The 24,343-nt window shown below is 67.6% G+C and carries 20 protein-coding genes; 10 read left to right on the forward strand and 10 right to left on the reverse strand.

The genetic code is table 11. The annotated features are described in order from the left end of the window. Positions 1 to 15: 15 nt before the first annotated feature. Positions 16 to 411, reverse strand: coding sequence for an NtrZ family periplasmic regulatory protein (locus OU998_RS00615; protein WP_267514922.1), 396 nt, complete (start codon positions 409 to 411; stop codon positions 16 to 18). 370 nt (positions 412 to 781) lie between these two features. Between OU998_RS00615 and OU998_RS00620 the strand changes: the two genes are divergently transcribed. The 4 genes from OU998_RS00620 (at position 782) to holA (ending at position 5,473) form a co-directional block, all read left to right on the forward strand. After that, complete coding sequence (locus tag OU998_RS00620; RefSeq protein ID WP_267514923.1) at positions 782 to 1,237, forward strand: DUF3576 domain-containing protein; 456 nt, start codon at positions 782 to 784, stop codon at positions 1,235 to 1,237. A gap of 158 nt (positions 1,238 to 1,395) precedes the next feature. Beyond that, positions 1,396 to 3,945: a leucine--tRNA ligase gene (gene leuS / locus OU998_RS00625; RefSeq protein WP_267514924.1), complete on the forward strand. Its 2,550-nt coding sequence runs from the start codon at positions 1,396 to 1,398 to the stop codon at positions 3,943 to 3,945. Continuing rightward, on the forward strand, positions 3,945 to 4,424 hold the full coding sequence (gene lptE / locus OU998_RS00630) for an LPS assembly lipoprotein LptE (protein WP_267514925.1): 480 nt from the start codon (positions 3,945 to 3,947) through the stop codon (positions 4,422 to 4,424). Before leuS ends, lptE begins: the two co-directional genes overlap by 1 nt. Continuing rightward, positions 4,421 to 5,473, forward strand: a complete 1,053-nt coding sequence (holA, locus tag OU998_RS00635) for a DNA polymerase III subunit delta (RefSeq protein WP_267514926.1) — start codon at positions 4,421 to 4,423, stop codon at positions 5,471 to 5,473. The genes lptE and holA overlap by 4 nt, the downstream gene beginning before the upstream one ends. Positions 5,474 to 5,490: 17 nt before the next feature. Here the strand turns inward: holA and OU998_RS00640 are convergent, their stop codons facing one another. Continuing rightward, positions 5,491 to 7,902, reverse strand: coding sequence for a DNA translocase FtsK (locus OU998_RS00640; RefSeq protein WP_267514927.1), 2,412 nt, complete (start codon positions 7,900 to 7,902; stop codon positions 5,491 to 5,493). A 136-nt stretch (positions 7,903 to 8,038) separates the two neighbouring features. Here OU998_RS00640 and OU998_RS00645 point away from each other — a divergent pair, with 136 nt between their 5' ends. Then, entirely contained in the window at positions 8,039 to 9,292 is a 1,254-nt protein-coding gene (locus OU998_RS00645; RefSeq protein WP_267514928.1) for a UbiH/UbiF/VisC/COQ6 family ubiquinone biosynthesis hydroxylase, read from the forward strand. Here OU998_RS00645 and OU998_RS00650 read toward each other — a convergent pair. From OU998_RS00650 to dapF, 5 genes are all read right to left on the reverse strand, one after another. Then, positions 9,289 to 10,104, reverse strand: coding sequence for a SirB1 family protein (locus OU998_RS00650; protein WP_267514929.1), 816 nt, complete (start codon positions 10,102 to 10,104; stop codon positions 9,289 to 9,291). The genes OU998_RS00645 and OU998_RS00650 overlap by 4 nt on opposite strands. A 9-nt stretch (positions 10,105 to 10,113) precedes the next feature. Further along, the gene (locus OU998_RS00655; RefSeq protein ID WP_267514930.1) at positions 10,114 to 10,533 is read right to left on the reverse strand and encodes a YraN family protein; all 420 of its coding nucleotides are present in this window, start codon (positions 10,531 to 10,533) and stop codon (positions 10,114 to 10,116) included. Then, positions 10,530 to 11,402: a 16S rRNA (cytidine(1402)-2'-O)-methyltransferase gene (rsmI, locus tag OU998_RS00660; RefSeq protein WP_267514931.1), complete on the reverse strand. Its 873-nt coding sequence runs from the start codon at positions 11,400 to 11,402 to the stop codon at positions 10,530 to 10,532. The genes OU998_RS00655 and rsmI overlap by 4 nt, the downstream gene beginning before the upstream one ends. 2 nt (positions 11,403 to 11,404) lie before the next feature. Then, the gene (locus OU998_RS00665) at positions 11,405 to 13,762 is read right to left on the reverse strand and encodes an NADP-dependent malic enzyme (protein WP_267514932.1); all 2,358 of its coding nucleotides are present in this window, start codon (positions 13,760 to 13,762) and stop codon (positions 11,405 to 11,407) included. A 142-nt stretch (positions 13,763 to 13,904) separates the two neighbouring features. Continuing rightward, the gene (gene dapF / locus OU998_RS00670; protein ID WP_267514933.1) at positions 13,905 to 14,735 is read right to left on the reverse strand and encodes a diaminopimelate epimerase; all 831 of its coding nucleotides are present in this window, start codon (positions 14,733 to 14,735) and stop codon (positions 13,905 to 13,907) included. Positions 14,736 to 14,775: 40 nt separating this feature from the next. On the opposite strand from dapF, the gene OU998_RS00675 reads away from it, so the two are divergent. From OU998_RS00675 to OU998_RS00690, 4 genes are all read left to right on the forward strand, one after another. Further along, positions 14,776 to 15,570 (forward strand): potassium channel family protein, encoded by a 795-nt coding sequence (locus OU998_RS00675; RefSeq protein ID WP_267514934.1) that lies wholly within the window; start codon positions 14,776 to 14,778, stop codon positions 15,568 to 15,570. A gap of 91 nt (positions 15,571 to 15,661) precedes the next feature. Continuing rightward, on the forward strand, positions 15,662 to 17,821 hold the full coding sequence (locus OU998_RS00680) for a prolyl oligopeptidase family serine peptidase (protein WP_267514935.1): 2,160 nt from the start codon (positions 15,662 to 15,664) through the stop codon (positions 17,819 to 17,821). Positions 17,822 to 17,971: 150 nt separating this feature from the next. Beyond that, positions 17,972 to 20,179: a prolyl oligopeptidase family serine peptidase gene (locus OU998_RS00685; protein WP_267514936.1), complete on the forward strand. Its 2,208-nt coding sequence runs from the start codon at positions 17,972 to 17,974 to the stop codon at positions 20,177 to 20,179. Positions 20,180 to 20,313: 134 nt separating this feature from the next. Further along, a complete protein-coding gene (locus tag OU998_RS00690; protein ID WP_267514937.1) occupies positions 20,314 to 21,030 on the forward strand; it encodes a DUF1223 domain-containing protein in 717 nt (238 codons plus the stop codon). 79 nt (positions 21,031 to 21,109) lie between these two features. Here OU998_RS00690 and rplS read toward each other — a convergent pair whose 3' ends face one another. Together rplS and trmD are read right to left on the reverse strand one after the other, a co-directional pair. Beyond that, the gene (rplS, locus tag OU998_RS00695; RefSeq protein ID WP_267514938.1) at positions 21,110 to 21,532 is read right to left on the reverse strand and encodes a 50S ribosomal protein L19; all 423 of its coding nucleotides are present in this window, start codon (positions 21,530 to 21,532) and stop codon (positions 21,110 to 21,112) included. A gap of 1 nt (position 21,533) precedes the next feature. Further along, positions 21,534 to 22,274: a tRNA (guanosine(37)-N1)-methyltransferase TrmD gene (trmD, locus tag OU998_RS00700; RefSeq protein ID WP_267514939.1), complete on the reverse strand. Its 741-nt coding sequence runs from the start codon at positions 22,272 to 22,274 to the stop codon at positions 21,534 to 21,536. Between the two features lie 112 nt (positions 22,275 to 22,386). Here trmD and OU998_RS00705 point away from each other — a divergent pair, with 112 nt between their 5' ends. Beyond that, positions 22,387 to 22,524, forward strand: a complete 138-nt coding sequence (locus tag OU998_RS00705) for an entericidin A/B family lipoprotein (protein ID WP_054764494.1) — start codon at positions 22,387 to 22,389, stop codon at positions 22,522 to 22,524. Positions 22,525 to 22,571: 47 nt separating this feature from the next. On the opposite strand, the gene OU998_RS00710 is transcribed toward OU998_RS00705, so the two are convergent. Then, positions 22,572 to 24,332, reverse strand: a complete 1,761-nt coding sequence (locus OU998_RS00710) for an AmpG family muropeptide MFS transporter (protein ID WP_267514940.1) — start codon at positions 24,330 to 24,332, stop codon at positions 22,572 to 22,574. Positions 24,333 to 24,343 lie beyond the last annotated feature (11 nt).

Here is a 24,343-nt window from a genome sequence, read left to right on the forward strand (position 1 = left end):
TCCGAGCGGGCGAGATCAGAATTTGAAGATGGTCTCGAGCCGGACGCGCGGCTGGGTGCGGCCGGTCGTTTCCGGCGCGCGGGCCGGGTCGGCCTCTGGCGAGGCGACGGCGGCGGCTGCGCCGACACGCAGGCGGTCGTTCAGGCGGTAATAGGCGCCCGCCTCGACATCGCCCCAGTCGGTTTCGCGACCCACCGGCTGGTTCAGATTGAAGTCCAGACCCCAGCGGCCCTTGTCGTTCAGACGCAGGCCGCGGCGCTGCTGCACAGGGGCGTTGCGCTGGGCCGCCTGGGCTTCGGCGAGGGAAACAGTGGGCGCACGAGACGGCGACGCGGTCTGGGCAAGCGCGGGGGCGCCGACGGCGAAGGCCATCGTTGCAAAAACCACCACGGAGAAATCGCCGAGACGCATCCTGAACCCTTTAGACGTCATCGATTGAGGACGTCTTAATCTTGAACCGATCTTTTTTGATCGTGAACGCCGCGATTAGACACCGGGGGTTCGCCCGGTCAACGCAACCTGGCCCAGATGGCGGAGTTCCCTGCATTGTTGCGCTGCGATGTGGCTCAAGCGTCACGGGAATTGGCGAAAAACCGACCGAGCTGTCAGCGCTCTGTCACAGAACACAGAAAGCCGTATCGCCTTGGTCAAGCGGTTCGCCTTGTCATCGCCCCTTTTGCCCGTGTTATAGAGCCACGCAGCGTCGCCCCCTGAAGGCGAAATGTCGTTCGCGCGTGTGGGCGAGGGCCCCCACGTCCCTGAGTTTACGGAGACTTCCTTGATGAGCCTCAACAAGGCCCTGGTTCGCGGCGTCGCTGTCGCCCTGGTCTCAGGCTTGGCGCTCAGCGCCTGCTCGAGCATTCCCTTCGTCGGCGGTGGCGACAAGAAGACGCCCAAGACGGACGTGCAGCAGGGCATCGGCGTCAACGGCTACCTGTGGCGCGCCTCGCTGGACACCCTTAGCTTCATGCCCCTGCTGACCGCCGATCCCTGGGGCGGGGTGATCAATTACGACTGGTACACCAACCCCCAGACCCCGAACGAGCGGTTCAAGGCGACCGTCTTCATCCTGGACACCCGTCTGCGCGCCGATGCGCTGAACGTCACGGTGACCAAGGAAGTGAAGGGCGCCGACGGTCAGTGGACCGCCGCCCCGGTCGCCGCCCAGACCGAAGCCGATCTGGAAAACGCCATCCTGACCAAGGCGCGCCAGCTGAACCTGTCTAATGCGGGCTGAAGGCCCGCATTAGTTCCTTTTTAGGCGCTACCGCCCTTCGGGCTAGTTGAGCGCGACGCGCTCAGGCGTTTGTGGGACGCATTACTTCTTGGGCGCTGTCGTCCTTCGGGCTAGTTGAGCACGGAGGGCGGCAGCGCCCTTTTGACTTCAGGACGACCGTGGCCCGTTACGAACCCAAGACCGCCGAACCCCGCCAGCAGGCTCGCTGGGCGGACGCCTCCGCCTTCGTGACGAAGGACACCGGCAGGCCGAAATACTATGTGCTTGAAATGTTTCCCTATCCGTCGGGGAACATCCATATGGGCCACGCCCGCAACTATGTGATGGGCGACGTGGTGGCGCGGTCCAAGCGCGCGCAAGGGTTTGACGTCCTGCATCCGATGGGCTGGGACGCCTTCGGCATGCCGGCCGAGAACGCGGCCATGGAGCGCGGCATCCACCCCAAGGGCTGGACCTACGACAATATCGCCCAGATGCGGGACCAGTTGAAACTGCTGGGCCTGTCGCTGGACTGGTCGCGCGAGTTCGCGACCTGCGACCCGGAATATTACGGCAAGCAGCAGGCCTGGTTCCTGGAGCTGTATCGGCGCGGCCTGGTCTATCGCAAGGACGGGGTGGTCAACTGGGATCCAGTCGACAACACCGTCCTGGCCAATGAACAGGTGATCGACGGGCGCGGCTGGCGTTCCGGCGCGGTGGTCGAGAAGCGCAAGCTGAACCAGTGGTTCCTGCGCATCACCGACTATGCCGACGACCTGATCGACGGTCTGAAGACCCTGGATCGCTGGCCCGAGAAGGTCCGGCTGATGCAGGAGAACTGGATCGGCCGGTCCAAGGGCCTGCAAATGACCTGGAAATTCGCTGGTCAGGCCCCCGCCGGCTACGAATCGGGCGTCGAAATCTACACCACCCGGCCCGACACCCTGTTCGGGGCCAGTTTCCTGGGCCTGGCGCCGGATCACCCGATCTCGAAACAGCTGGCCGAGGCCGATCCGGCGGTGGCGGACTTCGTCGCCAAATGCCGCGCGGGCGGCACGTCCCAGGCCGACATCGACCAGGCCGAGAAGATCGGCTGGGACACGGGCCTGAAGGCCGCCCATCCCTTCACCGGCGCCGAGGTTCCGGTGTGGATCGCCAACTTCATCCTGTCGGAATACGGCACGGGCGCCATCTTCGCCTGCCCGGCCCATGATCAGCGCGACCTGGACTTCGCCCGCAAATACGATCTGCCGGTGATCCCGGTGGTCCGTCCCGAGGGCGCGGGCGACGACTTCGCCGTGGGCGACGAGGCCTATACCGGCCCCGGCTCCATCTTCCAGTCCGACTTCCTGGACGGCCTGGATATCGAGACCGCCAAGGCCGAGGCGGTCCGCCGCGTCGAGGCGGCCGGCACGGGCAAGGGCGCGACCATCTATCGGCTGCGCGACTGGGGCGTTTCGCGCCAACGCTACTGGGGTTGCCCCATCCCCATCATCCACTGCCCGTCCTGCGGGCCGGTGGAGGTTCCCGCCGATCAGCTGCCGGTGGTCCTGCCCGACGACGTCACCTTCGACGTTCCTGGCAATCCGCTGGACCGTCACCCGACCTGGAAACACGTCAAATGCCCGTCCTGCGGTCAGGACGCGACGCGCGAGACCGACACCCTGGACACCTTCGTGGACTCCAGCTGGTATTTCGCCCGTTTCACCGACCCGACGGCGGCCGAGCCGATCAATACCGAGGCGGCGAACCGCTGGCTGGCGGTGGATCAGTATATCGGCGGGGTCGAGCACGCCGTGCTGCACCTGCTGTACGCCCGATTCATCACCCGCGCCCTGTCCGACGCCGGCATGCTGTCGGTGAAGGAGCCGTTCGCCGGCCTGTTCACCCAAGGGATGGTGGTCCACGAGACCTATCGTCGTGAGAACGGCCAGTGGGTCGAACCCACCGACGTGGACCTGACAAACGACAACGGCGTCCGCTCGGCCCGTCAGCTGTCGACCGGCGAGACCCTGGTCATCGGCGACATCGAGAAGATGTCCAAGTCCAAGAAGAACGTCGTCGCGCCCCAGGAAATCCTGGAATCGCATGGCGTGGACGCCGGTCGTCTGTTCGTCCTGTCCGACAGTCCGCCCGAACGCGACGTGCAATGGACCCCCGGCGGGGTCGAGGGCGCCAGCCGGTTCGTGCAACGCACCTGGACCCTGTTCGACGCCTATGACGCGGGCTTCGCGGGCGAGGACAAGGCCAACGCCGACCTGCTGCGCGAGACGCACAAGGCGATCAAGGCCGTGTCCGAAGGGGTCGAGGGCTTCCGCTTCAACTCGGCCATCGCCAAACTCTACGCCTTTGTCGCCACGGTCCGTGACAGCGCCCGGGCCGGCGGCGACGCCAAGCGTCAGGCCCTGTCCGCCCTGGCCCGCCTGATCGCCCCCTTTACCCCGCACCTGGCCGAGGAAGCCTGGACGCGGCTGGGTGAAGACGGGATGGTTCTGGACGCGCCGTGGCCCGTGTGGGACGCTGCGCTGGCGGCCGACGACGAGGTGGTCCTGCCCATCCAGATCAACGGCAAGCGTCGCGCGGAAATCCGCGTGCCGCGTGGCATGGAGCCCGCCGAGGTCGAGGCCATGGTTCTGGCCGACGAGACCGTGCAGGCGCGGCTGGAGGGTCTGAGCGTGAAGAAGATCGTCGTGGTCAAGGACCGGATCGTCAATCTGGTGGCCGGCTGATGCGCGGTGCAGCGGTTTTCGTGGTGCTGGGCGCGCTGGCGGTCTCCGCCTGCGGCTTCACCCCCATGTACGCCGAACCGGGCGTGGGCTCGCCCCTGCGTCGGATCGCCGTCTCGGCCCAGGACGACCGGCTGGGCTATCGGCTGCGCGAGCAGCTGGAGGACGCCCTGGGCTGGGACCGGTCCGCTGCGCCCCTGTATCGCCTGACCGCCCAGGTGGAACAGGAACGGCGCTCGCTGGGGCGGCGGATCGACGACACCGCCACCCGTTATGAGCTGACCGTCAAGGCGCGCTGGACCCTGACGCCCGCCGACGGCGGGGCGCCCGTCACCGGCGAGGAAACCGTCACCACCACCTATGCCGCCGCCGATCAGCCCTATGCCGCCATCGCCGCCCAGCAGGACGGCGAGGAGCGTGCGGCGTCGGAGCTGGCGCGCCGAATCCGGCTGGACCTGATGCAGGCGCTGTCGAACCGGTGATCCTCGCCAAACGCCCAGAGATCGATCGCTTCCTGAAGGCGCCCGATCCGGCCATCCGGGCGGCTGTGATCCACGGCAAGGACCGTTCGGGCGTCGCCGAGCGGGCCGAGGTTCTGTGCCGTACCGTCACCCCGGACCTGAACGACCCCTTCAATGTCACGGTCCTGACCGACAGCGACATCGACGGTGACGAGTCCAAGCTGGAAGAGGCCCTAACGGCCATGTCCCTGATGGGCGGGCGTCGTCTGGTGCGGATCCGCCTGTCGACGCTGAAGCCCGGCGTGGACAAGGCCGTCGCCGCCGCCGTGAAGATCCACGCCGAGGGCGGCTATAATCCCGACGCCATGCTGGTGGTCGAGGCCGACCAGCTGGGCCGCGACTCCGCCCTGCGCAAGACCGCCGAAAAGGAGAACGGGGCCGTCGGCATCGTCTGCTACGAGGACGAGACCGGCGACGTCGCCCGCATGACGCGCGAGGCCCTGGCCATCGACAAGGTGGGCCTGACCGCCGACGCCCTGGACCGGTTCGTCGGCCGCCTGCCGCGCGAGCGGGGCCTGATGCGCCAGGAGATCGAGCGTCTGGCCCTGTTCATCGGTCCCGGCTCGGGCCGGACCATCGATGTCGAGGAGTTGGAGCAGCATCTGGGCGTCGAACCGGACGCCTCATTGTCCGATGCGGCGCTTCAGGCCTTCGGCGCCCGGCCCGGTCCCGCCCAGTCGGGTTTGAGGCGCGCCTTTGCCGAGGGCGAGTCCTCGGTGCTGGCTGTGCGGTCGGCCGCCCTGCACTTGGGCCGACTGCGCCGGATCAATATCCTGCAAGCCAATGGCGCGGGGGCCAAGGAGGCGGCCAAGGCGGCCGGGGTCTTCTGGAAACAGGAGGCGGAAATGCTGCGTCAGGCCCGCGCCTGGCGGCTGGAGGCGTTGGACGAGGTGCTGGACAGCATCAACACCGCCGACATCGCCACCAAGACGACCGGCATGCCGGATCAGCTGATCGCCGAACGCCTGCTGCTGGAGATCGCCGGGCGGGCCAGACGTCTGGGGCTCTGAGGGCCTGAGGACGCGCCTCAGACCATCGGCGGCGGACCGGCCAGGACATCGCGCTTGCCGGCGTGGTTGGCGGGGCTGACCACGCCTTCCTGCTCCATCCGCTCGATCAGCGAGGCGGCGCGGTTGTAGCCGATCTGTAGCCGGCGCTGGACGTAACTGGTCGAGGCCTTACGGTCGCGGGTGACCACGGCCACGGCCCGATCGTACAGGTCGTCCCCAGAGCCGCCGCCCCCGTCATCCATCGCCCCGTCGGCGTCGCCGTCCGGTTCGTCGGTGATCAGGTCCAGATAGTCGGGCTCGGCCTGGGCCTTCAGGTGTTTGCAGACGTCCTCGACTTCCTTGTCGTCCACGAACGGACCGTGCAGGCGCGTGATCCGCCCGCCGCCGGCCATATAGAGCATGTCGCCCTGGCCCAGCAGCTGCTCGCCGCCCTGTTCGCCCAGGATGGTGCGGCTGTCGATCTTGGACGTGACCTGGAAGGAGATCCGGGTCGGGAAGTTGGCCTTGATGGTGCCGGTGATGACGTCGACCGACGGGCGTTGCGTCGCCATGATCAGGTGGATGCCGGCGGCGCGGGCCATCTGGGCCAGACGCTGAACCGCGCCCTCGACGTCCTTGCCGGCGACCAGCATCAGGTCGGCCATCTCGTCCATGACCACGACCAGGAAGGGCAGGGGCTCGGGCCGGATCTTCTCGGACTCATAGACCGGGCGGCCCTGGTCGTCGAAGCCGGTCTGGACCGTGCGCTCGAAATGCTCGCCCTTCGCTTGGGCTTCGCGGGCGCGCTCGTTGTAGGAGGCGATGTTGCGCACGCCCAGTTTGGACATGCGGCGATAGCGATCCTCCATCTCGCGCACCGTCCATTTCAGGGCGACGACGGCCTTCTTCGGATCGGTGACGACGGGCGCCAACAGGTGCGGGATGCCGTCATAGACCGACAGCTCCAGCATCTTGGGGTCGATCATGATGAAGCGGCATTCGGCCGGGCTGTGGCGATACAGGATCGACAGGATCATGGCGTTGACCCCCACCGACTTGCCCGAGCCGGTCGTGCCCGCGATCAGCAGGTGGGGCATGCGGGCCAGATCGGCGACATAGGGCTCGCCGCCGATGGTCTCGCCCAGGGCGAGCGGCAGCAGATGGCCCTTCTTGTCATATTCGGCGCTGGACAGCAGGTCGCGCAGATAGACGGTCTCGCGCTTGGCGTTCGGCAGTTCGATGCCGATGGCGTTGCGACCCTGGACCACCGAGATGCGGCAGGCGCGGGCGGACATGGAGCGGGCGATGTCGTCGGCCAGGGCGACGACGCGGCCGTGTTTCACGCCGGGGGCGGGCACCAGTTCATACAGGGTGACGACGGGGCCGGGGCGGATCTGGTCGATCACGCCGCGCACGCCGAACTCCTGAAGCACGCCTTCCAGCATCTTGGCGTTCTGTTTCAGCGAATCCTCATCCACCGAACCGACCCGCTGGGGCGGCTTGGTCAGTATGCCCAGCGGCGGCAGGTCGAAGGCGCCTTCGGGACGGTCGAAGACGAAGGCCTGCTGGTCGGCGTCTTCCTTGCGGGGCTTGGGGGCCTTGACCGCAGCGACGCGCGGTTCGACCGAACGAGGCGCGGCGCGGGCGGCGGGGGCGGCTTCGTCTTCCCACGGCGGCAGGTCGTCATAGGCCGTCTGGGGACCATCGGGGTCCTGATCCGGCGCGAAGGCGGCGTCCATAACGGGCGCGGGCGCGCGAACCTCGGGCTTGGGCTTGGGCGCCGCCTTGGCGCGCGGTTTGCGAGCAGCCGGCGGGGGCGGCGCGGCGGGAGCGCGCAAGGACCTGCTCCAGTGGAGCGTATCGACGAAGTCCATGGCGCGCAGGCCGATGGCGAAACCGGTCAGCCATAGGCCGCCCCCCAGGAAGACCACGCCGGCGATGATCCGTCCGCCGGGAATCCTCAGGGCGCCCAGGCCCTGGGCGGTCAGGCCAGTGAAGGCGTCGCCCCACAGGCCGCCCAGACCGGCGGCCAGGGGCCAGGCGGCGGGCGCAGCCAGGGCGGCGAGGGCGCCGGACAGCAGCAGGGTTCCGGCGGTGGCGGCCAAGGCCTTGATCGGGCTGGGCTTCAATCTCTGCTGGATGGCGTCGCCGACGGCGCGGGCCAGGCCGAAGGCGACCAGCAGCAGGGCGGCGGGCCAAGCGGCGAGGCCCAGCGACTGCATGAACAGGTCCGCGAACAGGGCGCCGTTCGCGCCCAACCAGTTGGTGGTCGGCAGGCTGGAGGCGGCGTTCAGACTGGCGTCCGCCGGGTTCCACGAGACCAGGGCGACCAGCAGAAGGGTCGCCAGCAGGGCCTGAAGCACCCCCCGGAACCGCACGACGAAGGGCGCCTCCCACAGGATGCGGGCGCTGATCCAGGCCTGACGGCCGACGGCGAGGGCGGTGGACATGAAAGGCGTGACCTTCCGGGCGGCTGACGTTCGGCAGCTCTTGTCGCATCCTCAGGGTTAAGAGCCTGTTTACCAGCGGCCGCGCGAGACAAACCGCCCACTGGACGTTCGCTGTTCCTGGAGCGAAAAGGCCTGCATGGCCCAAACCGAACCCTATGACATCATCATCGCCGGCGCGGGCTTAGCCGGGGCGGCCTTCGCCCTGGCGGCGACGCAGGGCGGGCTGAAGGTGGTGCTGGTCGATCCGCAGCCGTTCAGCGCCCAGTTGGCGCCGACCTTCGACGGCCGTTCGACCGCCGTGGCCTTTTCGACCTTCCGCATGCTGGACGCCCTGGGACTGGGCGAGGCGCTGCGGCCCCATGCCTGCCGGATGGATCACATCCTGGTGACGGACGGCCGCCGGCCGGGGGCCGCCAGTCGGCCCGCCTCGCCGGCCTTCCTGAGGTTCGACGCCGACGAGATCGGCGGGCGCAACGGCGGCGAGCCCCTGGGCTATATGGTCGAGAACCGACGCATCCGGGTCGCTCTGGCCGAGGCGGTGACGGCGGCGGGGATCGAGGTCCGGGCGCCGGCGTCTGTCGTCTCGGTCGAGACCGACGCGGGTCAGGCGACCGTGACCCTGGCCGACGGCGCGATTCTCAAGGCGCCTCTGGTCGTCGGCGCCGAGGGTCGGGGATCGACGGTGCGCCGCGCCGCCGGGATCGAAACCGTCGGCTGGGGCTATGGCCAGAGCGGCGTCGTGGCCACGGTCCGGCTGGGTCTCGACCACGGCAATGTCGCCCACGAATATTTCCTGCCCAGCGGCCCCTTTGCCATCCTGCCCCTGACGGACCAGCGCGCCAGCCTGGTCTGGACCGAGACGACGCGCCGGGCCGAGGCCCTGCGAGACGCCTCGGACGCGGCCTTCCAGTCCCATCTGATGCGGCGGTTCGGGGAGTTTCTGGAGGGGGTTTCGGTCGAGGGCCCACGCTTCGTCTATCCGCTGTCGCTCAGCCTGGCCGAAAAACTGGTCGCGCCGCGCATCGCCCTGATCGGCGACGCCGCCCATGGGGTGCATCCGGTCGCGGGCCAGGGCCTGAACATGGGGCTGAAGGACGCCGCCGCCCTGGCCGAGGTGCTGGCCGAAGCCGCGCGGCTGGGCGAGGATCTGGGGGCGGAGACCGTGCTGGAACGCTACGCCCGCTGGCGCCGGTTCGACACCGCAGCCCTGGCGGCCGGCTTCGACGCCTTTGTCCGCCTGTTTTCCAACGACATCGCCCCGGTGCGGATCGCCCGCGACCTGGGCATGGCGGCGGTGAACCGGATCGGGCCCTTGCGCCGGGCCTTTATGCAGGAGGCCGGCGGGGCGACCGGGGATCTGCCGCGGCTGCTGCGCGGCGAGGCGGTCTAGTTCAGCTGCAACCGCACGCGGTCGAAGGTCGTCGATCGCCGCGCTTCTTCGACACCGTCCAGGCCGTGGGCGCGGGCCAGGGCTTCTAGCGAGCCGGCTAAAGCCCCTTGTTTCTCGCGCGCGGCGGCGACGTCCAGCCAGGGGCGGTGGTCGTCCGGGTCCAGCAGGGCGCGGCGCAGGGCCGAGCGTTCGGCGGCGTCATAGTCGCGACTGCGAATGGCGCGGCTGAACAGCAGATTTTGCAACCGGATCAGCGACTGGCGGTCGGTCACAGGAGCCATCAGCAGGTCCAGCCTGTCCGCGACGTGCGGGGTCAGGCCGGCCCGTAGCGCGCGCCGGGTCAGTTCGCTGGGCAGGACCAGCCGTCCCTGACTGAAGGGGTCCAGGGCCACTGGCCCCTCGGCCGTCTCGACGCGAACCAGGAAATGGCCCGGAAAATCGACGCCTGCGGCCTTTAAGCCGACCGCCCTTGCCGCATGCAGATAAAAGACCGCCAGGGCCGCAGACAGGCCGCGCCGACGCTCCGCCACGTTGATGATGTCGGTGTTGGCGGGATGGTCCGAGTGCAGCAGGTCGCCGTTCAGCTGCAGATCGGCGGACAGGGTCTCGGACAGGGCCTCGTCGGGGCCTTCGCCCTCCATCCGTTCCTTCAGTCTTTCACAGGCGCTGCGGGCCAGAGTGCGGACGGGTTCAGGGTCGCGGAACGGATAGTCGTGGATGGCGCAGGCGATCGCCGCCTCCAGCAGGGGGAAGCCGTTGTCGCCGCCCTCCCCGGCCGACGTCAGGATGGCCTCGGCCTCTTCCCGCGTCATGCGATCCCTTCAATCTCCGCGTCGTTGAACGCCGCGAAGATGACGCGGAAACCGACCGGGAGCCAGCGCCACCATATCAATTCTTAATTCAAGCGGTTGCAGGGCCGGGCGATTGCGTCGGACGGCCTCGCCCGCCGCGACCAGCCGGTCATGCTGGGCGGGCTTCAACGCCAGGACGGCGAGGTCGAGCCTGGTGCGGCGCTTGACCTCCACCACGGCGAGGACGGGGCCGCGCCGGGCCAGCAGGTCGATCTCGCCGGAGCGGGTCTTCAGCCGAAATCCGAGCACCTGATAGCCTTTCAGCATCAGCCAGAGCGCGGCGATCCACTCCGCCGCATGACCGGCCTTGAAGGCGGCGCCGCCCTTGGCCTGGCGCCACGCCGCCTTGGGACGGCGGTTCGGCGCCGGGCGGGGCAGGCGAGGGTTCACTTGCCCTGAAGCTCCAGGGCGCGGCGGTAGAGGGTCTTGCGGTTCAGCCCCAGGGCCCGGGCCACTTCCGAGGCGGCCTCGCCGGTCGATAGACGCGTCAAGGCGTCGGTCAGGGCGGCGTCGGCGTCGGCCTGGGTCGCTTCTTCGGCCTCGCCGGGGCCGATGACCACGACGATCTCGCCCTTGGGCCCGTCAAGGCGGGGATCGACCGCCAGTTCGTCCAGCGATCCCCGCACGCATTCCTCGTACAGCTTGGTCAGTTCGCGCGCCACGGCGGCCGGACGAGGACCCAGGACAGCGGCCATGTCGGTCAGACTGTCTCGCAGGCGCGGCCCGCTTTCGAAGAAGACCAGGGTCTGGCGCTGGCCTTTCAGCCCCTCCAGGGCGGCGGTCCGGCCGGCGGTCTTGTGCGGCAGGAAACCGGCGAACAGGACGCGGTCGGCGGGCAGGCCGGCGATGCACAGGGCGGCGAGCAGGCTGGACGGGCCGGGGATCGGGTGGACCGGCAGACCCTCGGCGATCACCGCGCGGGCGACGACGAAACCGGGGTCGGAGACCAGGGGGGTGCCGGCGTCGGAGACCAGGGCCACCACCTCGCCGCTTCTGAGACGCTCGATCGCCTGTTCGGCGGCGCGGCCCGACGCGTGATCATCGCAGCGTTCCAGCTTCGCCTTCAGTCCATAGGCGGTCAGGAGCTTGGCGGTGACGCGCGTGTCCTCGGCCAGGACCAGGTCGGCGGCGGCCAGGACGTCCAGGGCCCTGAGCGTCATGTCGCGCAGGTTCCCGATCGGCGTCGCCACCAGATAGAGACCCGGTTCCACCCGCCGGGGCGGGGGGGCGGTGGGCGGGAAGGGGCCGGGTTCGCTCATGATCAGACGGTGGGGGGCACCGCAGTGCTCGGCTTTTCGACCACGGCGGCGGGCGGACGCGGGGCCGAGGTCAAGCCCGATCCCTGGAAGGCGGGGCCGGCGTCATAGGCGGCGAAGGTGGCGGCGGTGATGATCTCGCTGACCGAGGCGCCCAGGGAGACGATCTGCACCGGCTTCTCCAGCCCGACCAGCAGCGGGCCGATCACCGTGGCGCCGTCCAGGGCCTGGACCAGTTTGGTCGAGATGGCGGCCGAATGGATGGCGGGCATGACCAGGACATTGGCCGGCTTGGTCAGGCGATTGAAGGCGTAGGCGGGGTGGCCCTTGGGATCCAGGGCCACTTCCGGCGGCATTTCGCCCTCGTATTCGAAGTCGACGCCCTTCTTGTCCAGGATGCGGATGGCTTCGCGCACCTTTTCGGCCCGGTCGCCGGGCGGATTGCCGAAGGTGGAATAGCTGAGGAAGGCCACGCGCGGATTGCGGCCCAGCTTGCGCACCGTCTCCGCCGCCTTGATGGCGATGTCGGCCAGTTCAGAGGCGTCAGGCAGTTCGTGGATGGTGGTGTCGGCGACGAACAGGGTGCGGCCCTTGGCCAGCAGGATCGACAGGCCGATCAGGGTGTCCTCGACATCCAGCACGCGCTGGACCTCTTTCAGGGCCATGTTGAAGTTGCGGGTCACGCCGGCGACCATGGCGTCGGCCCGGCCCTTGGCGACCAGGGTGGCGGCGAAATAGTTGCGGTCCTGATTGATCATCCGCGCCACGTCGCGGCGCAGATAACCCCGGCGTTGCAGCTTCTCGTACAGCCAGTCGGTGTCCTCGACATTGTGTTCCGAGACGCGGGCGTTGGTGATTTCGATGTCCAGATCGTCGAAATTCAACCCGGCCTCGGCGGCGTTCTGGCGGATCAGATCCTCGCGACCGACCAGGATCGGCGTGCCCAGATCGGCCTGTTTGAAGCCCCAGGCGGCGCGGATCACGGCCAGTTCTTCGCCCTCGGCGAAGACGACCCGCTTGTTGGGGCCGCCGCGCACCGCCGAGTTGATCTTCTGCATCAGGGCGGCCGACGGATCGACACGCGAGCGCAGGGCGTTGCGATAGACGTCCATGTCCTCGATCTGGACGCGGGCGACGCCGGTATCCATGGCCGCCTGGGCGACGAAGGGCGGGATGTACCAGATCAGGCGCGGGTCGAACGGGGTCGGAATGATATAGTCCGGGCCGAACTTCAGCTTGCGGCCGCGATAGGCGGCGGCGACCTCGTCCGGCACGTCCTCACGGGCCAGGGCGGCCAGGGCCTGGGCGCAGGCGACCTTCATCTCGTGGTTCACGCGACGCGCGCGCACGTCCAGGGCGCCCCGGAACAGATAGGGGAAGGCCAAGACGTTGTTGACCTGGTTCACATAGTCCGAGCGGCCGGTGGCGATGATGGCGTCGGACCGGACCGACTTGACGTCTTCCGGCGTGATTTCGGGATCGGGGTTGGCCATGGCGAAGATGATCGGATTGGGCGCCATGGAGGCGACCATCTCCTTGGTGATCGCGCCCTTGGCGGACAGGCCCAGCACCACGTCGGCGCCGACCATGGCCTCGGCCAGGGTGCGCAGGGAGGTGTCGGTGGCGTGGGCGGCCTTCCACTGGTCCATGCCGTGTTCGCGGCCCTGGTAGACGACGCCGTCCTTGTCGCAGATGACGGTGTTCTCGGCCTTGACGCCGGCGGCCTTCATCAGGGCGATGGAGGACAGGCCCGCCGCCCCGGCGCCCGCCAGCACCACCTTGACCTCGTCCAGTCGCTTGCCGGCGACGTGACAGGCGTTGATCAGGCCGGCGGTCGAGATGATGGCCGTGCCGTGCTGGTCGTCATGGAAGACGGGGATGTCCAGCAGGTCCTGAAGTTCGCTCTCGATGACGAAACACTCCGGGGACTTGATGTCCTCCAGATTGATCCCGCCCCAGGTGTCGCCGATGTTCTTGACGACGGTGATGAACTCGTCCGGATCGGTGGTCTTGACCTCGACGTCGAAGCTGTCGACGTCGGCGAAGCGTTTGAACAGGACCGACTTGCCCTCCATCACCGGCTTGGAGGCCATGTGGCCCAGGTTGCCCAGGCCCAGGATGGCGGTGCCGTTCGAGATGACGGCGACCAGATTGCCCTTGGAGGTGTATTCGTAGGCCTTGTCCGCGTCGGCGGCGATGGCCAGGACCGGCACGGCCACGCCCGGCGAATAGGCCAGCGACAGGTCGCGCTGGGTCGCCATCGGCTTGGTCGGGGCCATCGAGATCTTGCCCGGGGTGGGAATGCGGTGGAAGTCCAGCGCTTCCTGGTCGGAGAAGGTCTGTTTTTCGGTTTGATCGGGCATGGGGCGTCCAGGGCGTCGGCGGGGCTGTAACCGTTCGTGTCCTAGAGTGTGGGAAGGGCCGCGCCAAGCCTTGACGCCCCGGAAGGTTCACAGACTAGGGCGCAAGTTTCCGTTCGCGTCAGCGTCAACCCGAAGGGAGGCTTCAAAACACGAGGGCGCCGGTGCGCTCGATTTCGACGGGGCCGGTCATCAGGACGTGATCCGTCGCCGGGTCCCAGTCGATCACCAGTTCGCCGCCGTCGACGACCACCGTGGCCTTGCGATCGGTCAGGCCGCGACGGGCCGCCGCCACCTGGGCCGCGCAGGCGCCTGTGCCGCAGGCCTTTGTCAGGCCGGCGCCCCGTTCCCAGACGCGCAGACGGATATGGCTGCGGTCCAGCACATTGGCGAAGCCGACATTGACCCCTTGCGGGAACAGCGGGTGATGTTCGACCAGGGAGCCGGAGCCGGTGACGAAGCCGTCGTCCTGGCGGTCGGTGAAGAAGACCACGTGCGGATTGCCCATGGAGACAGCGCCGGGCGTGTGCAACAGGGGGGCGTCGATGGGCCCGACCTGAAGCTCGATCCCACGGGTGTCCATCTCCTCGGCCAGGGGCACCTGGGTCCAGTCCAGCCGAGGCTTGCCCATATCGACCGTCACCTGGCGGTCGCCGGCGCGCACGGCGGTGGTCGGGCCGCCGGCGGTGTCGATGACGACCCGGTCCGAGCCCTTAGCCTCCATCAACAGCCAACCCAAGCAGCGCAGGGCGTTGCCGCAGGTCTCGACCATGGAGCCGTCGGCGTTCCACACCCGCATGAAGGCGTCGGCCGTGTCTGACGGCTCCATGGCGATCAGCTGGTCGAACCCCTCGCCCGAGCCACGGTCGGCGAGCGCGCGGATCTGGTCCTCGGTCGGACGAAACGGCGTTTCCAGCGCGTCGATGACGATGAAGTCATTGCCGGCGCCGTTCATCTTGACGAAAGGACGGGTCATGCAGGCCATATAGGCTGATCCCCGCCGTCCGGAAACCACTGTGTCCCAGAGCGAAACCGACCCCAAGGACGACGGCCTGCGGCTGCGCGCGCGGCTGCGCTATCTGTATCACGGCGGCCAGCCTGCGGCGGTGAAGTTCCGGCTGACGGTCATCGTCATCGACTTCGCCATCATCGCCTTCTTCCTGGCGGCGCCGATCCTGAAGAACATGGGCTGGGCCTTCTATGTGCTCGACTATCTGATCGCCGCCCTGCTGGCGCTGGACCTGGCGGCGCGGGCCTACGCCTATTCCGACATCAAGGACTGGCTGAAGCGGCCGATCGTCTGGCTGGACCTGTTCATCCTGGCCACCCTGCTGTTCCCGGCCTGGCTGTTCAATCTGGGCTTCCTGCGGATGTTGCGCCTATGGACCCTGCTGAACTCGGACTTCTTCTGGCGTACGGTGGGCCGTCGCTTCGACGACACCCGGGTTGAGGCGATCGTGCGGGCGCTTTCGGGCCTCGTGACCTTCGTCTTCGTCGTGACCGGCTTCGTCTACGCGACCTTCCGGGGGCATGACGGCATCAACGGCTATGTCGACGCCCTGTATTTCACCGTGGCGACCCTGACGACGACCGGTTTTGGCGACGTCACCCTGCCGGGGGCGACGGGAAGGCTGCTGTCCATCGCCATCATGCTGGTCGGGATCACCCTGTTCCTGCGTCTGGCCCAGGCCCTGATCAAGCCGCACAAGGTTCGCTTTCCCTGCGACCGCTGCGGGCTTCAGACGCATGATCCCGACGCCGTCCACTGCAAGGCCTGTGGGAACCTGCTCTGCATCCCCGACGAGGACTGAGCGGAGATGACAAAACCGTAAGGGTCTGTCGGCTCGCCTTGCCGCAGGGCCGCCCGTCGTTAAGGTGCCCGCCTTCACTCGGGGACTGTCCATGATCCGTTCATCCGCCGCCGTGCTTGCGGCCCTTCTCGCCTCCACCAGCCTGACATCGGTATCCATGGCCCAGACCGCGCCCTCCGTTCCCGCCTTCGCCACCAGCGAGGCGAGCGATCCCTATGTCTGGCTCGAGGACGTCGACGGCGAGCGGGCCATGGAATGGGTCAAGGCGCACAACGCCCATTCGCTGGGCGTATTACAGGGCGACCCCCGCTACGAAACCTTGCACGACCAGGCGCTGGCGATTGTTCAGGCGCGCGACCGGATCCCCGCGCCGGGCTTCACCCACGACGGTCATATCGACAATTTCTGGCAGGACGCCGAACACGTGCGCGGCGTCTGGCGCCGCACCACCCTGGACTCCTACAAGACCGCGGAGCCCCAGTGGGAGACGGTGCTGGATATCGACGCCCTGGCCGAGGCCGAGAGCGCCAACTGGGTCTACAAGGGCTCGACCTGCCTGGCCCCCGAAGAACGCTACTGCCTGATCAGCCTGTCGAACGGCGGCAAGGACGCCGTGACCCTGCGCGAGTTCGACAGCGTGACCCGCAGCTTTGTGGAGGGCGGCTTCGTCCTGCCGGAGTCCAAGGGCGGGGCGACCTGGCTGAACAAGGACACCCTGCTGATCGCGCGCGATTTCGGCGTCGGCACCCTGACCAACTCGGGCTATCCGATGGTGGTGAAGCGGATGATGCGCGGCCAGTCGCTGGATCAGGCCGACGTCCTGTTCATGGGCGAACCGACCGACGTCTCGGTGTCCGGCTATACGCTGCGTGACGCCGACGGGGTGCTGAAGGCGACCCTGATCAACCGGTCGATCGACTTCTATTCGTCCGAGACCTATCGCGTGAGCGACGACGGGGCGGTGGTGAAACTGGCCCTGCCGGCCAAGTCGGACATCACCGGACTGGTCGCCGGCAAGCTGGTGGTGTCGCTGAAACAGGACTGGACCGCGCCGTCGGGCCAGGACTTCAAGAGTGGCGACCTGATCGCCTGGCCGCTGGACGCCTGGCTGGAAGACCAGGCGACGCCGGCGGTGCTGGTGCTGCGACCGACCGACCGCCAGGCCGTCGAGGGGGTCAATGCGACGCGCAACACCCTGGTCGTGGCCCTTTACGACAATGTGCGCGGATCGATCCGCGTTTACAGCCCCGGCGACGCCGAGTGGACCTACAAGACGCTGGACCTGCCCCAGAACGTCTCGGTCGGCGTCGGCTCGGCCTCCGAGATCGACGACAAGGTCTTCGTCAGCGTCACCGGCTATCTGAACCCGTCCAGCCTGTTGCTGGCCGATGCGGCGACCGGGGCGGTGGATCAGGTCAAGTCGATGCCGGCCAAGTTCGACGCCGCCGGCATGACGGTGGACCAGCACGAGGCCCGCTCGGCCGACGGGACCATGATCCCCTATTTCGTGGTCCATAAGGCGGACATGCCGCTGGACGGCTCCAATCCGACGCTTCTGTACGGCTACGGCGGGTTCGAAAGCTCGCTGCTGCCCGGCTATTCGGCCACGGTCGGCAAGCTGTGGCTGGAGCGGGGCGGGGTCTATGTCATCGCCAATACGCGCGGGGGCGGCGAGTTCGGACCGCGCTGGCACGAGGCGGCCCTGCAACAGAACCGCCAACGGGCGCACGAGGACTTCCAGGCCGTGGCTCTGGACCTGATCGCGCGCGACATCACCAGCCAGCCGAAGCTGGGGATCATGGGCGGGTCGCAGGGCGGCCTGTTCATGGGGGCGATGCTGACCCAGCGCCCGGACCTGATTAATGCGGCCGTCATCCAGGTGCCGCTGTTCGACATGCTGCGCTTCCACAAGCTGCTGGCCGGCGCCTCGTGGATCGGCGAATACGGCAACCCGGACGTCCCGGAAGAACGCGCCTGGATCCAGGCCTATTCGCCCTATCAGAACCTGCGCGCCGGCCAGCCCTATCCGGAGGTCTTCATCCACACCTCGACCAAGGACGACCGGGTCCATCCAGGCCACGCCCGCAAGGCGGCGGCGCGTCTGGAGGAGCTGGGCTATCCGGTGCTGTTCTACGAAAACACAGACGGCGGCCATGCGGCGGGGGCGAACCTGCAAGAGACGGCGCGTCGGTTGGCGTTGGAATACACCTATCTGTCGCGCAGGCTGATGGATTCCCCGGCGAAGGAATAGGTCTCCTTATCCGCTCATCCCCGCGAAAGCGGGGCCCCAGTGCTTTCGCGAGGTTCGGCGGCTGGGATCGAGTTCAGTACGAATGGGCGCCGCCGAACGCCCAAAGATCTGGGTCCCCGCTTTCGCGGGGATGAGCGGAGAATTTGAGCCATGCGTCACCTGATCCTGTCCGCCGCCATCCCGGCGCTTCTGATGGGCGCCGCGCCCGTTCTGGCCGAAGCCGCCGCGCCGACGCAGCAGGCCGAACGCGCGCCCCCACCCCACTTTCCCCGCGACCTGACCCCCGCGGGCGTCGCGGCGGCGGATGATCATCTAGCGCTGGAGCAGGTGGACGGGGCCGAGGCCATGGCCTTCGTCGCCGAGGAAAACCGCAAGTCCCTGGCCGTCCTGACCGGCGATCCCCGCTACGAGACCTTCCGCGCCGAAGCCGAAGCCATCCTGACTGGCGCCGACCGGATCCCCAGCCCGTCCTTCCTCGGCGACGGGATCGGCAACTTCTGGCAGGACGCGACCAATCCCAAGGGGGTCTGGCGCCGGACCTCGCTGGACTCCTATCGCACTGCGACCCCGCAGTGGGAGACCCTGCTGGACATCGACGCCCTGTCCAAGGCCGAGGGCAAGGACTGGGTGTTCAAGGGCGCCGACTGCCTGGCGCCCGACGAGACCCGCTGCCTGATCAACCTGTCCGACGGCGGCAAGGACGCAGTGGTCGTGCGCGAGTTCGACCTGACGACCAAACGCTTCGTGGACGGCGGTTTCCACCTGCCCGAAGGCAAGCACCGCATCGAATGGCTGGACCGCGACACGCTTCTGGTCGCCACCGACTTCGGCGCCGGAACCATGACCGAGTCCGGCTATCCCTTCATCGTCAAGACGCTGAAGCGCGGTCAGACCCTGGCCCAGGCGGTCGAGGTCTATCACGGCGAACAGGGCGACGGCGGATACGGCGTCAGCCCCGCCGTCTATCGCGACAAGGCCGGCAAGGTGACGGCGGTCATCATCACCCGCCCGCTGGACACCTTCCGGTCCGAGACGTGGATGCTGGGTGACGGCGGACCTGTTCAGTTGGACCTGCCTGCACGTGTTTCGGTTCACGGCGTTCTGGAGGGACGCTTGATCTTTTCGACCGAAGAAACGTGGACGCTAAACGGAGGGACTTACCCCGCAGGAGCCGTACTGGCCTATTATCCGGGCGAGCTGGTGAAATCAGATGATCGAATTGTGATCATGGGAGAGGGGCCCTCGCCTGTGGTGCTGATGCCGGAGGCGCGTCAGGCCGTGCAACAGGTTGCAGTGCTGGACGACCGTCTGGTTATCGCGACGACAGATAATGTTGCGGGGCGATTGAAGGTCTATCGTCACCGCCCCGGCCGTCCCGCTCGCTGGGAAGCGCAGGACATCACCGTGCCCGACAACCTCGCCGTCGGTCTGGGCGACAGCTCCAAGTCGCGTGGCGAGGTCTTCGTCTCGACCCAGGGCTTCCTGATGCCGCCGACCCTCAGCCTGGCCGACGCGGATGCGGCGACCCTGACCATATTGAAATCGGCCCCGGCCAAGTTCGACGCCTCGCGCGACGTGACCGAACAGTATGAGGCCACCTCGACCGACGGGACCAAGATCCCCTATTTCATCACCCGGCCGCGCGACATGAAGCTGGACGGGTCGAACCCGACGATCATGCTGGGCTACGGCGGGTTCCAGGTCAGCCTGAACCCAGCCTACAAGCCCGAGATGGGCAAGCTGTGGCTGGAGCGGGGTGGAGTCTTCGTCCAGGCCAATATTCGTGGCGGCGGCGAGTTCGGGCCCGACTGGCACCAGGCGGCCCTGGACGGAAACCGTCAGCGCGCCTTCGACGACTTCGCCGCCGTGGCGCGCGATCTGGAACAGCGCGGCGTCACCAGCCCGCGTCGCCTGGGCATCTATGGCCGGTCGAACGGCGGGGTTCTGACCAGCGTCTCCATCACCCAGCACCCGGAACTGTTCAATGCGGCCGTGATCGAGAGCCCGCTGGTCGATATGCTGCGCTATCACGAGCTGCCGGCCGGGGCCTCGTGGATCGGCGAATACGGCGACCCGCGCATTCCCGAGGAAGCCGAATGGATCGCCCGATATTCCGCCTATCAGCAGCTGCGACCCGACGTGACCTATCCGCGCGTCTATCTGACCACCAACACCCGCGACGACCGCGTCCATCCCGGTCATGCCCGCAAGTTCGCCGCCCGCCTGGGCGATCAGGGCCACGACCACCTCTATTATGAGGACACGGCCGGGGGGCACTCCAACGACGCCGATCCGGTGGCCAACGCCCGGCGCTGGGCCCGTCACTATGTCTATCTGTCGCAACAGCTGATGGATTGAGGGCTGTTTTGGGGGCTATCGCGCTTCGCGCTGCTTGAGCCCGTGGGTCACGCGATTATGAGGCGCGGCGGTGGATCGCGGAGACTAAGAACGTTGGGATGAGAAACAGGGTCTGGGTCATAGCAGCGACGATCATGGCAGGCGCCGTCCTGTCCGTGGGCTCGGTCGCCCAGCCGGCGGGGCCGCGCGCCAAGCCCGTTCGCCATGCGGTGAACGCCGGTCCGCCGGTCGTGGTCGAGCTGTTCACCGCCCAGGGCTGCGGCGGCTGTGTCGAGGCCAATGCGGTGGTCGAACGGGCGGCGGCGGAGCCCGGGGTGATCGCCCTGACCTATGGCGTCGACTACTGGGACTATCTGGGCTGGACCGACACCTTCGCCCGGCCCGAGTTTTCCCAGCGCCAGCGCGCCTATCGCGCCGCCCTGCGTCAGCGCGGGGTCTCGACGCCCCAGGTGGTGATCGACGGCCGCCGTCAGGTGTCCGGCGCGCGCGGCCAGGAGTTGCAGACCGCCATCGTCGAGGAGGCCGGCCGTCAGGTCTGGCCGCCCGAAATCGAGTTCCGCGAGACCGGCGACCGGGTCGGCATAGGTTCGGGCCGCGCCCCCGCCGGGGGCGCCGAGGTCGTCGCCGTCACCTATACGCCCGGCCCCCAGGTGGTCGAGGTCAGCCGCGGCGAAAACCGGGGCCAGACGGTGCGCCACGTCAATGTGGTGCGCGACATCGTCCGGTTGGGCGAATGGCGCGGCCGCCCCATCCTATTTGACCTGCCCCAGACGCGCGACGAGGAGGCCGTAGTGGTGATGGTCCAGGCCAAGACCGACCACCGCATCATCGGCGCCGCAGTCAGGCAATAGGCCGGCCGATCCGGCTCAACAAAAAAGGCCCCGGCGCTGACGCCGGGGCCTTTTCCTTGACTGATCTTCAAACCTGAAATCAGGCTTCGTCGCCCTTGTCGGCGGCGCCCGTCTCGGGAACCACAACGCCCTTGGCGGGGCGGACGGTCTGACGTTCGGCGATCCGGGCCGACTTGCCGCGACGATCACGCAGATAATAGAGCTTGGCGCGACGCACGACGCCGCGGCGCTTCACTTCGATCGACTCGATGTTCGGCGACAGAATGGGGAATTTGCGTTCGACGCCTTCGCCGAACGAGATCTTGCGGACGGTGAAGGTCTCGCTGATGCCGCCGCCGTCACGGGCGATGCAGACGCCTTCGAAGGCCTGGACGCGCTCGCGCTCGCCTTCCTTGATCTTCACATTGACGCGCAGGGTGTCGCCGGGCTGGAAGTCCGGGATCTTGCGGTCGCCCAGGACGCGGGCTTTTTCTTCGGCGTTCAGCTGTTGAACGATGTTCATGTCATTTCTCCTCGAGCTTTGCGCTCTTTGCCTGTGATTTGGCGAGATGCGCTTCCCAGAGGTCTGGTCGTCGCTCCCGCGTGGTCTCTTCCCGCTGCGCCTCGCGCCATTTGGCGACCTTCTTGTGGTCGCCCGATAGCAGCACCTCGGGTATCTCAAGCCCCTCGAACGTTCGCGGTCGCGTGTACTGCGGATGTTCCAGAAGCCCGTCCTCGAAGCTTTCGGACGACAGGCTGTCTGCCGCCCCGAGCACTCCGGGGATCAGTCTTACGCACGCCTCGATCACGACCATGGCCGCCGCCTCGCCGCCGGCGAGCACCGCGTCTCCGACCGAGACCTCCTCGAACCCGCGTGCGTCCAGCACCCGCTGATCCACCCCCTCGAAACGGCCGCACAGCACGACGATTCCGTCGGCTGTCGCCCATTCCTTGACGCGCGCCTGGGTCAGGGGCCGACCCCGGGCGCTCATGTACAAAAGCGGGCGCCCCCTAGAAGGGTTGGTCGGTCCCGGAAGGCTATCCACCGCCCGAGCCACCACGTCCGCCTTAAGCACAGCCCCCGGGCCGCCACCCGCAGGGGTGTCGTCCAGGAAGCCGCGCGTATCTGTGGAAAAGCCGCGAATGTCAACCGTATCCAGGCTCCACAAGCCCTTCTCGCGCCAGGCCGTGCCGATCAGAGACACGCCGAGCGGGCCGGGAAAGGCCTCGGGGAACATGGTCAGGACGGTTGCGGTGAAAGGCATGGCGGCCCTTTAGCCCCGAATGGATGCGAAAATCCATCGGGGGCGGCAAAGTCGTGCAACCAAGGTCAAGCTCGGGCGTTGGCGAGAAGCTTGACCATAATAAAGGTTCGCCATGCGCAAAATCATCACCCTGTCCCTCGTCGCCGCCGCCCTGGCCGTCTCGGCCTGCAACACCATCGCCGGCGTCGGCCGCGACGTCTCCGCCGCCGGCTCGGCCGTCAGTTCGGGCGCGGAACGGGCGAAGCACTAAGGATCAGATGATCCGGAAGGTCCGCTGAATCGGCGGACCTTCGCCTTTCAGGACGGCTGGCCCTCGGTAGCCGCGACGGCGGGATCCTCGTCTTCGGCCATTTGACGGGCCTGAAGCGCCGTCTGTTTGCTGGCCACAACGAAGGCCAGAACGATGCCGAAAAGACCGATGACGAAGGAATAGAGGAAGAAGGCGACATAGCCGGCGCCCAGGGCGGCGGGCGTCACGCCGCTGGTCGCCGCTCCAGTGGTCAGAACCCCCTCCTGCATGTTGGCGAACAGGCCGCGCAAACCGGCGAACGGCCCATTGCCCTCGGCCGCGCGGGCCGAGGCCTCGACGATCCGGCCCGATTGCGAGGCGATCAGCTTGCCGGGCAGGGCGTACAGCGAGGTGAACAGGGCGTATTGGGTCGCGGTGAAGCCGATCGACGTCAGGCTGGACATATAGGCGATCAAGGCCGTCCCGGCGTAGCCGCCGGAAATGTTGTCAACGCCGATCGCCACGGTCAGGGCCGGCAGGCTGTGGCCCTGGGTCGCCAACCAGGCGAAGATCAGGTTGGAGACTGGGCTCATGAAGGCGCCGATCACCATGGTGCGGATCAGGCCCAGCCTGGCCACCGACCAGCCGCTGATCAAGACGCCGAGGGTCGTCATGATCACCCCGAACACTTTGCGCACCTCGGCCAGCTCGGTCTTCGTGAAACCAAGGTCGATATAGAAGGGCGGCATGATGTTCAGCACGAAGTCAGCCAGCCGATAGACGCAGATCAGGGCCAGGATCAGGGTCGCGACGCCGGAAAAGCGTTGGTAGAAGTCAGCCAGCGGCTGGCCGAAGGAGCCTGCCAGATAGGCGCCAGGCCGGGTTTTCAGCCCCGGCAAAGGCCAGCAGGCCAGAACCATTACGGTAAGGCCGAGGAAGACAGAGGCAAACTGCAGATAGACGCCTTCGGGCTTGGCAGACAGGGCCGCCTTCACGGCCGCCTGGCCGTCCACCCCCAGGCCAAACAAGCCGAAGAGGGCGTTCAGGGGTGCAGACTGACCCGTCAGCCCCGAGCCAAGGAACATGGCGGCGACGCCGATCACCGCCAGACGGACGATCCATTCGACCACTTCCAGCTTCGGCCGTGACGGCACGTCGCCGACGGGGATGGGCCGGATTGTGTGAGCCTTCTCGCGCGGGGCGAACAGGACGCCGACGATGCCGAAGCCCATGAGGCACGCCATTACCGCATAGGACAGGTTCCAGTTGTAGAGGTCGGCCAGGACCAGGGGCACGGCGCCGGCCACGATCATGGCGACGCGGTACCCCATCTGATAGGCGGCGGCCATGGCGCCGTGGCGGCTGTCGTCGGCCGCCTCGATGCGCCAGGCGTCGATGACGATGTCCTGAGTGGCGCCGAAGAAGCCGACCAGTGCGGCGAACCCGGCGACGGCGATCAAGGCGTTGGCCGGATTCAGCGTCGAGATCGACCACAGGCCGAAGACGATCACGGCTTGCGTCACCAACATCCAGGCTCGGCGGTGACCCAGCAGGGGCGTCAGCAACGGCACAGCGGTCCGGTCGATCAGGGGCGCCCAGACGAACTTCAGCGAATAGGACAGGGTGGCCAGGGCGAAGAAGCCGATCACCTCCAACGTCAAGCCGCTCTCGCGCAACCAGGCGGTCAGAGTGTCGAAGATCAGCAGATTGGGCAGACCGGCCGAAAAGCCCAGCAACAGCATGATGAAGACGCGCCGTTCGCCGTAGACGGCGAAGCCGCCGAAACGGCCGGCGGGTTTCGCTTTCGCAGGCGAGGCTTGGTCGGTCATGCACGGCTCCG

Origin of the sequence: Brevundimonas sp. SL130 (assembly GCF_026625805.1) — a bacterium.
In the GTDB taxonomy this organism is placed as follows: Bacteria; Pseudomonadota; Alphaproteobacteria; order Caulobacterales; family Caulobacteraceae; genus Brevundimonas.

Bases quoted from the DNA above. Each gene is read 5' to 3' on its own strand.
- OU998_RS00615 (WP_267514922.1), bottom strand. From the start codon at position 411: ATGCGTCTCGGCGATTTCTCCGTGGTGGTTTTTGCAACGATGGCCTTC.
- OU998_RS00620 (WP_267514923.1), top strand. From the start codon at position 782: ATGAGCCTCAACAAGGCCCTGGTTCGCGGCGTCGCTGTCGCCCTGGTC.
- lptE (WP_267514925.1), top strand. From the start codon at position 3,945: ATGCGCGGTGCAGCGGTTTTCGTGGTGCTGGGCGCGCTGGCGGTCTCC.
- OU998_RS00640 (WP_267514927.1), bottom strand. From the start codon at position 7,902: ATGTCCACCGCCCTCGCCGTCGGCCGTCAGGCCTGGATCAGCGCCCGC.
- OU998_RS00645 (WP_267514928.1), top strand. From the start codon at position 8,039: ATGGCCCAAACCGAACCCTATGACATCATCATCGCCGGCGCGGGCTTA.
- OU998_RS00650 (WP_267514929.1), bottom strand. From the start codon at position 10,104: ATGACGCGGGAAGAGGCCGAGGCCATCCTGACGTCGGCCGGGGAGGGC.
- rsmI (WP_267514931.1), bottom strand. From the start codon at position 11,402: ATGAGCGAACCCGGCCCCTTCCCGCCCACCGCCCCCCCGCCCCGGCGG.
- OU998_RS00665 (WP_267514932.1), bottom strand. From the start codon at position 13,762: ATGCCCGATCAAACCGAAAAACAGACCTTCTCCGACCAGGAAGCGCTG.
- dapF (WP_267514933.1), bottom strand. From the start codon at position 14,735: ATGACCCGTCCTTTCGTCAAGATGAACGGCGCCGGCAATGACTTCATC.
- OU998_RS00680 (WP_267514935.1), top strand. From the start codon at position 15,662: ATGATCCGTTCATCCGCCGCCGTGCTTGCGGCCCTTCTCGCCTCCACC.
- OU998_RS00685 (WP_267514936.1), top strand. From the start codon at position 17,972: ATGCGTCACCTGATCCTGTCCGCCGCCATCCCGGCGCTTCTGATGGGC.
- OU998_RS00690 (WP_267514937.1), top strand. From the start codon at position 20,314: ATGGCAGGCGCCGTCCTGTCCGTGGGCTCGGTCGCCCAGCCGGCGGGG.
- rplS (WP_267514938.1), bottom strand. From the start codon at position 21,532: ATGAACATCGTTCAACAGCTGAACGCCGAAGAAAAAGCCCGCGTCCTG.
- trmD (WP_267514939.1), bottom strand. From the start codon at position 22,274: ATGCCTTTCACCGCAACCGTCCTGACCATGTTCCCCGAGGCCTTTCCC.
- OU998_RS00705 (WP_054764494.1), top strand. From the start codon at position 22,387: ATGCGCAAAATCATCACCCTGTCCCTCGTCGCCGCCGCCCTGGCCGTC.
- OU998_RS00710 (WP_267514940.1), bottom strand. From the start codon at position 24,332: ATGACCGACCAAGCCTCGCCTGCGAAAGCGAAACCCGCCGGCCGTTTC.